Origin of the sequence: Rhodococcus opacus (genome assembly GCF_012396235.1) — a bacterium.
GTDB classification, from domain to species: domain Bacteria; phylum Actinomycetota; class Actinomycetes; order Mycobacteriales; family Mycobacteriaceae; genus Rhodococcus_F; species Rhodococcus_F opacus.
The window spans coordinates 388398-401538 of the sequence record NZ_JAAXPA010000002.1; the positions used below are offsets into that span (position 1 = coordinate 388398).

Below are 13141 nucleotides of genomic sequence, written 5' to 3' on the forward strand. Positions count from 1 at the left end.
CCAAGGAGCTCGGTGTCTGGGCCGTGTGGTCTGGACCGAGGAGCGAGGGAGCGCAGCGAGTGAGTATCGAGGGAAGAGCGCACGACCAAGCCCAGGCACCCGCGAGCGCAGCGAGCCAAAGCGCACAAGTCTTCATCGAGTTCGGGCCCCGGCCGGAGGAGCACGGGCTGCTGGTGCGGCCGGGTGCGCGTGAGGAGTATCCGCCGGAGGTCCGTGCGCGGCTGGACGCCGATGCCGACGTCGTCGTCGCGCGTTACCCGAATTCGCGTTCCGCGCTGCTACCGCTGCTGCATCTGGTGCAGGCGGAGGACGGATGCATCACGCCGGCGGGGATCGAGTTCTGTGCCGGCCGGCTCGGATTGACCGGCGCCGAGGTGGCCGCGGTGGCCACCTTCTACTCGATGTACCGGCGCGACCCGACGGGCGACTACTACGTCGGAGTGTGCACCAACACGTTGTGCGCGATCATGGGCGGCGACGCGATCCTCGCCGCCCTGGAGGAGCACCTCGACCTGCCGCACGGGGGCACGTCCGCGGACGGCAAGGTCACGCTGGAGCACATCGAGTGCAATGCGGCGTGCGATTACGCCCCGGTGGTGATGGTCAACTGGGAGTTCTTCGACAACCAGACCCCGGAGTCGGCTCGCTCACTCGTCGATTCCCTGCGTTCTGGTGAGCGGGTGTCGCCGAGTCGCGGCGCGACGCTGTGCACGTTCCGGGAGACCGCCCGCATTCTCGCCGGGTTCCCCGACGAGCGTCCCGGTGCGCTGGCGGAGGGCGGTACCGCGGGTGACGCCACACTGGCCGGCCTGCGCGTGGCGCACGAACGGGGCATGGCGGCGCCGGATCCCGCGGAGACGTCGCTGATCCCGGAGCCGCCGTCGCGGGACACCGAGCCGGTCGCGGAGGAATCGGCGAAGGACCAGCCGTCGCCTGCCCCGTCCGCGACGGTGCCGCCGGATCGGTCCACCTCCGAGACGGATCCGGCGGCCACCGACCCGGGTCGAAAGGGAGACTGACATGCCGCTGACCCCTGTCCTCAGCCGCTACTGGGACGAGCCCGAGTCCTGGACCCTCGACACGTACCGTCGCCACGACGGGTACGAGGGCCTGCAGAAGGCGCTGCGCATGGACCCGGACGAGGTCATCTCGACGGTCAAGGAGGCCGGACTGCGCGGTCGCGGTGGTGCCGGGTTCCCGACCGGGATGAAGTGGTCGTTCATTCCGCAGGGCGACGACAAGCCGCACTACCTCGTGGTCAATGCCGACGAGTCCGAACCGGGCACGTGCAAGGACATGCCGCTCCTGCTGGCCACGCCGCACGCGCTCGTCGAGGGCGTCATCATCGCGGCGTACGCGATCCGCGCCGGGCACGCCTTCATCTATGTGCGCGGCGAGGTGGTGCCGGTGCTGCGCCGGCTGCAGGCCGCGGTCGCGGAGGCGTATGCGGCGGGCTACCTCGGCAAGAACATCCTGGGCACCGGTTTCGACCTCGAACTGGTCGTGCACGCGGGTGCAGGGGCGTACATCTGCGGGGAGGAGACGGCGCTGCTCGATTCGCTGGAGGGTCGCCGCGGCCAGCCTCGGTTGCGTCCGCCGTTCCCCGCGGTGGCCGGTCTCTACGCGTCACCGACCGTCGTCAACAACGTCGAGTCGATTGCGAGCGTCCCGCCGATCATCGTGAACGGCATCGAGTGGTTCCGGTCGATGGGCAGCGAGAAGTCGCCCGGCTTCACCCTGTACTCCCTGTCCGGGCACGTGACGAAGCCCGGACAGTACGAGGCCCCGCTCGGAATCACCCTGCGGGAGTTGCTCGAGTACGCGGGTGGAGTCCGTGCCGGACACCGATTGAAGTTCTGGACCCCGGGCGGTTCCTCGACACCGATCTTCACCGACGAGCATCTCGACGTCGCGCTCGACTACGAGGGTGTCGGCGCCGCCGGATCGATGCTGGGCACCAAGGCCTTGCAGATCTTCGACGAGACCACGTGCGTGGTGCGTGCCGTGCTGCGCTGGACCGAGTTCTATGCGCACGAGTCGTGCGGCAAGTGCACGCCCTGCCGGGAGGGCACCTATTGGCTGGTGCAGATCCTGGAGCGGCTCGAGCGAGGGGAGGGGACCGACGCCGATCTGGAGAAGCTGCTCGACATCGCCGACAACATCCTCGGCAAGTCGTTCTGCGCTCTCGGTGACGGTGCGGCCAGTCCGATCATGTCCTCCATCAAGTACTTCCGCGACGAATACCTTGCACACTTCGAGCAGGGTGGCTGTCCGTTCGACCCGCATCAGTCCACGCTCATGGCGGGAGTGCATGCATGAAGCCAGCGAGTGTAGCGAGCGATGTTTCGGCGCGGAGGCCGCGCGTTCTGGACCGAGGAGCGAGGGAGCGCAGCGAGTGAGCGATGAGGGAAGGGCGCGCGTGAAGGGCTCCGCGCCAGCGAGCATAGCGAGCCATGATACGAGCCCTGATGCAGTGAGCGTCGTCATCGACGGCGTCGAGGTCAGTGTCCCCAAGGGCACGTTGGTAATTCGTGCCGCGGAGATGATCGGCATCCAGATCCCGCGGTTCTGCGATCACCCACTGCTCGATCCGGTCGGTGCCTGCCGCCAATGCCTCGTCGACGTGGAGGGGCAGCGCAAGCCGCTCGCCTCCTGCACCACGACTGTCACCGACGGCATGGTCGTCCACACCCAGCTCACGTCGCCCGTCGCCGACAAGGCGCAGAAGGGTGTGATGGAGTTGCTGCTGATCAACCATCCCCTGGACTGCCCGGTGTGCGACAAGGGCGGCGAGTGCCCCCTGCAGAACCAGGCGATGTCGAACGGGCGCGCGGAGTCGCGTTTCGGTGAGGTCAAGCGCACGTTCCCCAAACCGATTCCGCTGTCCACGGAGGTCCTGCTGGACCGTGAGCGGTGCGTGTTGTGCGCGCGGTGTACCCGGTTCTCCCAGCAGGTCGCCGGCGACCCGTTCATCGAACTCATGGAACGGGGTGCGCTGCAGCAGGTCGGGATCTACGCGAAGGAACCGTTCGAGTCGTACTTCTCCGGCAACACCGTGCAGATCTGCCCGGTGGGTGCGCTGACGGGTTCTGCGTACCGTTTCCGGGCCCGCCCGTTCGACCTGGTTTCCAGCCCCAGCGTGTGCGAGCACTGTGCGAGCGGGTGCGCCCAGCGCACCGACCACCGGCGGGGCAAAGTGCTGCGCCGGCTGGCGGGCGACGATCCGGAGGTCAACGAGGAGTGGAATTGTGACAAGGGGCGGTGGGCGTTCGCCTACGCCACCGAGCGCGACCGGATCACCGCCCCGTTGGTCCGCGGCGACGACGGAATTCTGGCGCCCGCGTCCTGGTCCGAGGCCCTGGCCGTCGCGGCGCGGGGATTGGCCGCCGCGCGGGGGAACGCGGGTGTTCTCGTCGGGGGCCGGTCCACGTGGGAGGACGCCTACGCCTACGCGAAGTTCGCGCGAACAGCGCTCGGCACCAACGACATCGACTTCCGCAGTCGCGCGCACTCCGGCGAGGAGGCCGAGTTCCTGGCAGCCCGGGTGGCGGGGCAGCGACTCGCTGTCACGTACGAGGACCTCGACGCCGCGCCGGTCGTCCTTCTCGCCGCGTTCGAGCCGGAGGAGGAATCGCCGATCGTCTTCCTCCGGCTGCGCAAGGCCGCGCGCGCGAAGGCCGTCCCGGTCTACTCGATCGCCCCGTACGCGTCCCGTGGCCTGGAGAAGGTGTCCGGCCGGCTGCTGCTGTCCGCGCCGAATGCGGAGGCGGAGGTCCTCGACGGACTCCGCACGGGTGATCTGGACCCGGGCGTCACCGAGCTGCTGCGCCGGCCGGGTGCGGTCATCGTGGTCGGGGAGAGACTCGCCGGGGTGCCGGGGGCGTTGTCCGCGGCGGTCCGGCTGGCCGACGAGACGGGGGCCCGGCTGGCCTGGGTGCCGCGACGGGCCGGCGAACGCGGCGCGCTCGAGGCGGGCGCGCTGCCCGGACTGCTCCCGGGTGGCAGACCGGTGGGCGATCCGGAGGCGCGGCGGCAGGTCGCGTCAGTGTGGAACGCCGCGGATCTGCCGGACACCGCAGGCCGGGACACCGCGGGCATCCTCGCCGCGGCCGAGGCGAAGACGCTCGGGGCGCTGGTGATCGGCGGTGTCGAGGCCGACGACCTCCCCGACCCGCAGGCCGCGCTGGCCGCGGTCGAGGCGGCAGGGTTCGTCGTGAGTCTGGAACTGCGCCACAGTGCGATCAGCGAGCGCGCGGACGTGGTGTTCCCCATCGCACCGGTCATGGAGAAGCCGGGCACCTTCCTCGACTGGGAAGGGCGCACACGCGATTTCGACGCCGCCCTCCGCGCCACCGGGTCGATGCCCGATCAGCGGGTGCTCCACGCGATCGCCGGCGAAATGGGGGTCCCGCTGGGTCTTCCGGACGCCGCCACCGCACGGCGCGAACTCGAGAGGCTCGGCGCCTGGGACGGTGACTTCCCGGATCCGCCCGACCATCCGCAACCGCCACGGCGGGAACCCGGGCCGGGGGAGGCGGTGCTCGCCACCTGGCGGATGCTGCTCGACTCGGGACGGCTGCAGGACGGGGAGCCGCACCTGGCAGGCACTGCCCGCACTCCGGTCGTGCGGATGTCCGCGGCCTCGGCTGCAGAGTCGGGTGCCGGTGACGGAGATCCGGTCACCGTGACGACGGAACGGGGCGCGGTCACCCTGCCGTTGGTGATCACCGACATGCCGGATCGAGTGGTGTGGCTGCCCCTCAACTCGCCCGGATCCGCCGTCTACCGGCAACTGGCCGCCCGGGCGGGGAGCGTCGTGAACGTCCGCCGCGCGGCCGGCACCAACGGGATGGTCGCGGGAGGTGCGCTGTGACGATCGAGGCCGTCTACCCCGACCCGGCGCTGTTCGGCCACGACCCGTGGTGGCTGGTGCTCGGCAAGGCCCTGGCCATCTTCGTGTTCCTCGTCCTCACCCCGCTTCTGACGATCCTGGCCGAACGCAAGGTCATGGCCTGGATGCAGATGCGCGTCGGCCCGAACCGGGTGGGCCCGCGGGGCATGCTGCAGAGCCTCGCCGACGGCATCAAGCTCGCACTGAAGGAGGGGATCGTCCCGAAGGGTGTGGACAAGCCGATCTACATCCTGGCGCCGATCATCGCCGCGGTACCTGCGTTCATGGCGTTCGCCGTGATCCCGTTCGGCCCGGCGGTGTCGATCTTCGGGCACTACACGCCATTGCAGCTGACGGACCTGCCGGTGGCCGTCCTCTACGTCCTGGCAGCCACGTCGATCGGCGTCTACGGCATCGTGCTCGCCGGCTGGGCGTCCGGCTCCACGTACCCGTTGCTGGGCGGGCTGCGCTCGACGGCGCAGGTGATCTCGTACGAGATCGCGATGGCGTTGTCGTTCGCGGCCGTCTTCCTGGACGCCGGAACGATGTCCACGTCGGGCATCGTCGCCGCCCAGGAACACACCTGGTACGTCTTCCTGCTGCTGCCGTCGTTCCTCATCTACGTCACGTCGATGGTCGGTGAGACCAACCGGGCGCCCTTCGACCTGCCCGAGGCCGAAGGCGAACTGGTCGGCGGGTTCCACACCGAGTACTCCTCTCTGAGCTTCGCGATGTTCATGCTCGCCGAGTACGTGAACATGGTGACGGTCTCGGCGCTCGCCACCACACTGTTCCTCGGCGGCTGGCACGCCCCGTTCCCGCTCAGCCTGTGGGACGGCGCGAATTCCGGCTGGTGGCCGGTGCTCTGGTTCACGCTGAAGGTCTGGGGCTTCCTGTTCGTGTTCGTCTGGCTGCGCGCCACGCTGCCCCGGCTGCGGTACGACCAGTTCATGGGTCTCGGCTGGAAGATCCTGATCCCGATCTCGCTGGTGTGGGTCATGATCGTCGCCACCGTCCGGGCCTTCCGCAACGAGGGCTACGACGCCCGGACGATCGCGCTCGTCGTCGCGGGCCTCGTCATTGCCCTCGTCGTGGTGGTGCTCCTGTGGAAGCGCCTGCGCCCGGGCGGCGTTCGCGCACCCGAGAAGCCGGTCGAGCCGCGGGGACGTGCCGAACCGGCCCCGGAGACACTCGAACCGTTCGACCCCATGGCCGGTGGATACCCGGTTCCGCCGATGCCGGGTCAGACGCTGCCTGCGTTCCGGCGCACGCCCGTCTCCGTCACCGGCGCACACTCCACCGGTCCCACCCAGGAGAACAGCGATGACTAAATTCCTCGGCCCCATAGCGGGTTTCGGCGTGACCTTCTCGACGATGTTCAAGAAATCGAACACCGAGTTCTACCCCGAGGAGAAGGTGCCGACGGCGGCCCGCTACCACGGCAGGCATCAGCTCAACCGTTACGCGGACGGGTTGGAGAAGTGCATCGGGTGCGAACTGTGTGCCTGGGCGTGCCCCGCCGACGCCATCTACGTGGAGGGCGCCGACAACACCGACGAGGAACGCTTCTCGCCCGGCGAGCGGTACGGCCAGGTGTATCAGATCAACTACCTGCGCTGCATCGGGTGCGGGCTGTGTATCGAGGCGTGCCCGACGCGGGCGCTGACCATGACCAACGAGTACGAGATGGCCGACGACAACCGGGCCGGTCTGATCTACGAGAAGGACCGGCTGCTGGCCCCGCTCGAGTCCGGCATGGTCGCGTCGCCGCACCCGATGGCCCCGGGCACCACCGCTGAGGACTACTACCGCGGCACGGTGACCGGGGGAGCGGCGGCCGCGGCGCAGGACGAGTCCGAGGTCGAGGACACGGCGGGGGACAGGCCGTGATCGAGGGAGGAGAGCCGACGTGGTGAACACGATGCCGTCCGCGGTCCAGCTGGTCGCGGAACCCTTCACCCAGACCTCGACGGGCGAGGGTGTGCAGTTCTGGGTCCTCGCGACCGTGGCCGTGATCGGCGCGCTCGGAGTGGTCAGCGCAACCAAGGCCGTGTACTCGGCGATCTTCCTCGCGACGACCATGATCATCCTGGCCGTCTTCTACATCGCCCAGGGCGCACTCTTCCTCGGCGTCGTGCAGATCGTGGTGTACACCGGCGCGGTCATGATGCTGTTCCTGTTCGTGCTCATGCTCATCGGCGTCGACTCCTCCGAATCCCTCGTCGAGAACCTCCGCGGTCAGCGGGTGGCCGCGATCGCGGCGGGACTGGGATTCGGCCTCCTGCTGATCGGCGGCATCGGGAGTGCGTCCGTCTCCGCGTTCACCGGTCTCGATCAGGCCAACGCGGGCGGCAACGTCGAGGGACTGGCCGAACTCGTGTTCCTCCGGTACGTGTGGGCTTTCGAACTGACCGGTGCGTTGCTGATCACCGCAACCATCGGTGCGATGGTGCTCGCCCACCGGGAGCGTTTCGAGCGGCGGAAGGACCAGCGCGAGCTGTCCCAGGACCGCGTCCGCGAGGGTGCCCGTGTCACACCGCTGCCCAGTCCGGGTGTCTACGCGCGACACAACGCCGTCGACATACCGGCGTTGCTGCCCGACGGCACGTTCTCCGAGCTGTCCGTCAGCCGGTCGCTCGAACGGCGGCCGAGCCTGCCCGCCCGGGCGCTGGGCACCGCGGACGTCGCGACCCCCGAACCCGGTGCCACCGACGAGGGGAGTCGGCGATGAACCCCGAGAACTACCTCTACCTGTCGGCGCTGCTGTTCACGATCGGCGCGGCCGGCGTGCTGATCCGCCGCAACGCGATCATCGTGTTCATGTGCATCGAACTGATGCTCAACGCCTCGAATCTGGCGTTCGTGACGTTCGCCCGGATGCACGGCAACCTCGACGGCCAGGTCTTCGCGTTCTTCACCATGGTCGTCGCGGCCGCCGAGGTCGTCGTCGGTCTGGCGATCATCATGACCATCTTCCGTTCCCGCCGTTCGGCTTCCGTCGACGACGCCAACCTCCTCAAGAACTGACGGGTCCCCGATGACGCACATCCTCGAGAAGGTGACTTTGCCCGACGACGACTCCCCGATCGGCGGTGCGGCATGAGCGGAACGCTCTCGTCGGCCGTGTGGCTGCTGCCGGTTCTGCCGCTCCTCGGAGCCGCCGTGCTCCTGCTGGCGGGCCGGCGCAGCGATGCGTGGGGCCATCTCCTCGGCTGCGCGACGGCACTGGTCTCCTTCGCGCTCGGCGTCGCCTTCTTCGTCGACATGCTGGGCCGGGACGCCGCCGAGCGGGTTGTGCACCAGACCCTGTTCAGCTGGGTGCCCGTCGGCGAACTCCAGGTGGATTTCGGTCTCCAACTCGACCAGCTGTCCGTGTGCTTCGTGCTGCTGATCACCGGGGTGGGTTCGCTGATCCACATCTATTCGGTCGGCTACATGGCGCACGACCCGGAGCGCAGGCGTTTCTTCGCCTACCTCAATCTGTTCCTCGCGGCGATGCTGCTGCTCGTGCTGGCCGACAACTTCCTCGGCCTGTACGTCGGCTGGGAGGGTGTCGGTCTCGCCTCGTACCTGCTCATCGGGTTCTGGCAGTACAAGCCGTCCGCGGCGGCGGCCGCGAAGAAGGCGTTCGTGGTCAACCGCGTCGGTGACATGGGTCTGGTCCTCGCGATCATGATCATGTTCTCGACTTTCGGCTCGATCGAGTTCGCCGACGTGTTCACTCGTGCCGACGCCGCCAGCGAGGGGGTGCTGACCGCGATCGGGCTCGCGCTGCTGCTCGCCGCGTGCGGCAAATCGGCGCAGGTCCCGTTGCAGTCCTGGCTCGGTGACGCCATGGAAGGCCCGACACCGGTGTCGGCGCTCATCCACGCCGCGACCATGGTCACGGCGGGTGTGTATCTGATCGTCCGGTCCAACGCGATCTTCGACCTGGCCCCGAACGCCCAGCTCGCCGTCGTGATCGTCGGCGCGGTGACCCTGCTGTTCGGCGCGATCATCGGCTGCGCGAAGGACGACATCAAGAAGGCGCTGGCGGCATCCACGATGAGCCAGATCGGGTACATGGTGCTGGCCGCCGGTCTGGGACCGGCCGGGTACGCGTTCGCCATCATGCTGCTGCTCACCCACGGCTTCTTCAAGGCCGGCCTGTTCCTCGGCGCAGGCTCGGTGATGCACGGCATGAACGACGAGGTGAACATGCGCCGCTACGGCGGTCTGCGCACCGTCATGCCGATCACGTTCGTCACGTTCGGGCTGGGATACCTGGCCATCATCGGGATTCCGCCGTTCTCCGGCTTCTTCTCCAAGGACAAGATCATCGAAGCGGCGTTCGCCGCCGAGGGCGTCCAGGGCGTCGTCCTCGGTACGGTCACGCTGCTCGGTGCGGGACTCACTGCCTTCTACATGACCAGGGTGATGCTGATGACCTTCTTCGGACAACCGCGGTGGGCTTCCGGGGCGAGCGACGCGAGGGGGGATGTTCCCGTCGCCGACCCACACGAATCGCCAGGGGTGATGACGGTGCCGATGATTCTGCTCGCGGTCGGTTCGGTCGCTGCCGGCGCCCTACTCGCGGTCGGCTCCTCCCTGCAGCACTGGCTGGAACCGGTCGTCGGCGCCCACCACGGCGAGCCCGCCCTGCCCGTGTGGGCGATCACCGCACTCACACTGGTGGTGGTGCTCGCAGGAGTCGCGGTGGCCTACCGGCAGTACGCCCGGCAGCCGATCCCCGAGGTCGCGCCGGCGAAGGTCACCGCATTCACCGCCGCGGCCAGGAAGGACCTGTACGGCGACGCGTTCAACGAGGCGGCACTGATGCGTCCCGGGCAGGAACTGACGCGAACACTCGTGACCGTCGACGGCAGGGGAGTCGACGGTGCCGTCAACGGGTTCGCCGCGCTCGTCGGCGGAACGTCGATGCGGGTGCGGCGTCTGCAGACGGGGTTCGTCCGGTCGTACGCGCTGTTCATGTTCGCCGGTGCGGCACTTCTGGTCGCCACGATGCTGGTGAGGCTGTGGTGAGCGGCTTCCCGTGGCTGACGGCCCTCTGGGTGCTGCCACTCGTCGGTGCCGGGGTGGTCCTGGCTCTGCCCGTCCACAAGCGCGCGCTCGCGAAATCCGTTGCCGTGGGCGTGTCCGTGGTGGTGCTGTGCCTGGCGGTCGTGCTGGCGATCCGCTTCGATCCGACCGGCGAGCAGTACCAGTTCGTGGAATCGCACGCCTGGATCCCGGCGTTCGGCACCCGGTACATCGTCGGCCTCGACGGCATCGCGCTCGTCCTGGTGCTCCTCACCGCCGTTCTGGTGCCGCTGCTGTTGCTGGCGGGGTGGAACGACGGTGACACCGCGCCCGACTACGGGCACCGGCGAATGGCCCACACGTACGTGGCGCTGACGTTGATGGTCGAGGCGATGGTGATCGTGTCGTTCACCGCCCTCGACGTCCTGCTCTTCTACATCTTCTTCGAGGCCATGCTCATCCCGATGTACTTCCTGATCGGAGGATTCGGCGGGGTGGGGAGAACGTACGCCGCGGTGAAGTTCCTGCTCTACAACCTGTTCGGCGGCCTGATCATGCTGGCCGCGGTCATCGGGGTGTACGTGGTGACGGCGCGTCAGGACGTCTTCGGCGGCGGCACCTTCGACTTCCGGGTGATCGTCGCCGAAGGGCTGGACGCCGACCCCGGCGTGCTGAAGGCGCTGTTCCTCGGTTTCATGTTCGCGTTCGCGGTCAAGGCGCCGTTGTGGCCGTTCCACACGTGGCTGCCGGGCGCCGCGGTGGAAGCCACCCCGGCCAGCGCGGTGCTCATGATGGCCGTCGTCGACAAAGTCGGGACGTTCGGCATGCTGCGCTACTGCCTGCAGATGTTCCCCGAGGCGTCCGCGTACTTCGCACCGTTCGTCACGGTGCTGGCGGTGATCGGCATCATCTACGGCGCGGTGCTGGCCATCGGCCAGACCGACGTGATGCGCTTGATCGCCTACACGTCGATCTCGCACTTCGGGTTCATCATTCTCGGCATCTTCGCTATGACGAGCCAGGGACAGGCCGGATCGACGCTGTACATGGTCAACCACGGCATCTCGACCGCGGCGCTGTTCCTGATCGCGGGGTTCCTGGTGTCCCGGCGCGGCACCCGCCTCATCGCCGACTACGGCGGCGTGCAGAAGGTCGCGCCGGTGATGGCAGGGACGTTCCTCGTGGCAGGGCTGGCCACGCTGTCGCTGCCCGGCCTGGCGCCGTTCATCAGCGAGTTCCTCGTCCTGGTCGGCACGTTCTCGCGCTACCAGATCGCAGCCGTGGTGGCGACTTTCGCGCTCGTCCTCGCCGCGATCTACGTGCTGTGGCTCTACCAGCGGATGATGACCGGGCCGCTGAAGGAGGGCAACGAGACCGTCCGCGATCTCGTGCGCCGTGAGATCGCGGTCGTGGCGCCGCTGATCGCCCTGCTGCTCGTCCTCGGCGTCTACCCCAAGCCCGTGCTGGACGTCATCACCCCCGCGGTGAGCCACGTCCTCGTCACCGTCGGTCAGCACGATCCAGCACCCACCGTCGCCGGACAGGACCCAGAGGGAGGCACACACCGATGAGTACCTCCGAACTCGTACTCGCCCAGTCCTCGACGTTGCGCGCGCCGGACATCGAATACGGTCAGCTGGCACCCATGTTGATCGTGTTCGGTGTGGCTGTCGCCGGTGTGCTCGTTGAGGCGTTCCTGCCCCGGCGCGGCCGCTACTCGAGCCATCTCGTCCTCGCGCTCGGCGGACTCACCGCCGCGTTCGTGGCCGTCGTCATGCTCGCCGGAACCCGTGACTCCGCCGTCGGGGGCGCGGTCGCCGTCGACGGTCCGACGCTGTTCCTCCAGGGAACGATCCTGCTGATCTCGATCCCCGCGATCCTGCTCATCGCCGAGCGGAGCGTCGACAGCGGCGTCGCCGCCGCGACCGCGGAGGTCACGGCCGCGAGTGCAGCCGAGCCGGAAGGCGGAACGGACGCCTTCACCCCGCAGGCATTCGCCGTCCCCGGCAGCGTCGCCGAACGGGAGGCCACCAAGAACGCCCCGGGGCACACCGAGGTCTTTCCCCTCACCCTGTTCGCGGTCGGCGGGATGCTCCTGTTCCCGGCGTCCAACGACCTCCTCACCATGTTCGTGGCGCTCGAGGTTCTCTCGCTGCCCCTGTACCTGCTGTGCGGGCTGGCGCGCCGTCGCCGTCTCCTGTCGCAGGAGGCGGCCCTCAAATACTTTCTGCTCGGGGCGTTCTCGTCGGCGTTCTTCCTGTTCGGGGTGGCCTTGCTGTACGGCTACGCCGGCACCGTCGAGTTGCCGAGGATCGCCGACGCGCTCGCCCGGGGCACCGACGACAAGACGCTGGCGCTGATCGGTACCGCGCTGCTGTCGGTGGGCCTGTTGTTCAAGATCGGTGCCGTCCCGTTCCACTCCTGGATCCCCGACGTCTATCAGGGTGCACCGACCCCGATCACCGCCTTCATGGCGGCGGCCACCAAGGTCGCGGCCGTCGGCGCGATGCTGCGCATCTTCTACGTGGCACTGCCCGACCTGCGGTCGGACTGGCGGCCCGTGATGTGGGGCGTCGCCATCCTCACCATGGTGGTCGGTGCGGTCATGGCGGTCACGCAGAACGACGTCAAGCGGATGCTCGCGTATTCGTCGGTCGCGCACGCCGGATTCATCCTCACCGGTCTGGTCGCGGCAAACCGGGCCGGTCTGTCGTCCACGATGTTCTACCTCCTGGCCTACGGATTCAGCACGCTCGGCGCGTTCGCGGTCGTCACCCTGGTGCGGGACAGCCGGGGCGAGGCGACGGACCTGTCCCGCTGGGCGGGGCTGGGCCGGCGCTCGCCCCTGGTCGGCGGGGTCTTCGCGCTGTTCCTGCTGGCGTTCGCCGGAATCCCCTTGACGAGTGGGTTCGTCAGCAAGTTCGCGGTCTTCCAGGCCGCCATCGAGGGCGGCGCCGTTCCGCTCGTTCTCGTCGGTGTCGTCAGCAGCGCGATCGCGGCGTTCTTCTACGTCCGGGTCATCGTCCTGATGTTCTTCTCGGAGCCGCAGAGCGACGCCCCGACGATCGTGGTGCCCAGCATGTTCACCGCCGCGGCCATCGCGGTCGGGGTGGTGGTGACGGTGGTGCTCGGAATCCTGCCGCAGGGGGCACTCGATCTGGCCGACCAGGCTGCGGTGTTCTTCCGCTGACTCGGGGCGCTGCCGGTTCGGCGCGGGTCGCGAGTGTCCGA

At 68.6% G+C, this 13141-nt stretch carries 10 protein-coding genes; all 10 read left to right on the forward strand.

Annotation, left to right across the window (positions count from 1 at the left end; all coding sequences use genetic code 11):
- Window positions 1–59 precede the first annotated feature (59 nt).
- The 10 genes from nuoE (at window position 60) to nuoN (ending at window position 13100) form a co-directional block, all read left to right on the forward strand.
- Window positions 60–1019 (forward strand): NADH-quinone oxidoreductase subunit NuoE, encoded by a 960-nt coding sequence (nuoE, locus tag HGB39_RS03800; RefSeq protein ID WP_005570819.1) that lies wholly within the window; start codon window positions 60–62, stop codon window positions 1017–1019.
- A gap of 1 nt (window position 1020) precedes the next feature.
- Window positions 1021–2319, forward strand: a complete 1299-nt coding sequence (gene nuoF, locus HGB39_RS03805) for an NADH-quinone oxidoreductase subunit NuoF (protein ID WP_005570820.1) — start codon at window positions 1021–1023, stop codon at window positions 2317–2319.
- Between the two features lie 76 nt (window positions 2320–2395).
- Window positions 2396–4873 (forward strand): NADH-quinone oxidoreductase subunit G, encoded by a 2478-nt coding sequence (locus HGB39_RS03810; RefSeq protein ID WP_376744836.1) that lies wholly within the window; start codon window positions 2396–2398, stop codon window positions 4871–4873.
- On the forward strand, window positions 4870–6222 hold the full coding sequence (nuoH, locus tag HGB39_RS03815; RefSeq protein ID WP_005566822.1) for an NADH-quinone oxidoreductase subunit NuoH: 1353 nt from the start codon (window positions 4870–4872) through the stop codon (window positions 6220–6222). The genes HGB39_RS03810 and nuoH overlap by 4 nt, the downstream gene beginning before the upstream one ends.
- Complete coding sequence (gene nuoI / locus HGB39_RS03820) at window positions 6215–6781, forward strand: NADH-quinone oxidoreductase subunit NuoI (protein WP_007300246.1); 567 nt, start codon at window positions 6215–6217, stop codon at window positions 6779–6781. Before nuoH ends, nuoI begins: the two co-directional genes overlap by 8 nt.
- 31 nt (window positions 6782–6812) lie before the next feature.
- Complete coding sequence (locus tag HGB39_RS03825) at window positions 6813–7622, forward strand: NADH-quinone oxidoreductase subunit J (protein WP_166680703.1); 810 nt, start codon at window positions 6813–6815, stop codon at window positions 7620–7622.
- Window positions 7619–7918, forward strand: a complete 300-nt coding sequence (nuoK, locus tag HGB39_RS03830) for an NADH-quinone oxidoreductase subunit NuoK (protein ID WP_005239116.1) — start codon at window positions 7619–7621, stop codon at window positions 7916–7918. Before HGB39_RS03825 ends, nuoK begins: the two co-directional genes overlap by 4 nt.
- Window positions 7919–7990: 72 nt before the next feature.
- Window positions 7991–9913, forward strand: a complete 1923-nt coding sequence (gene nuoL / locus HGB39_RS03835) for an NADH-quinone oxidoreductase subunit L (protein WP_005566825.1) — start codon at window positions 7991–7993, stop codon at window positions 9911–9913.
- Entirely contained in the window at window positions 9910–11481 is a 1572-nt protein-coding gene (locus HGB39_RS03840; protein WP_085999969.1) for an NADH-quinone oxidoreductase subunit M, read from the forward strand. The genes nuoL and HGB39_RS03840 overlap by 4 nt, the downstream gene beginning before the upstream one ends.
- Complete coding sequence (nuoN, locus tag HGB39_RS03845; RefSeq protein WP_005566828.1) at window positions 11478–13100, forward strand: NADH-quinone oxidoreductase subunit NuoN; 1623 nt, start codon at window positions 11478–11480, stop codon at window positions 13098–13100. Before HGB39_RS03840 ends, nuoN begins: the two co-directional genes overlap by 4 nt.
- Window positions 13101–13141: the final 41 nt, after the last annotated feature.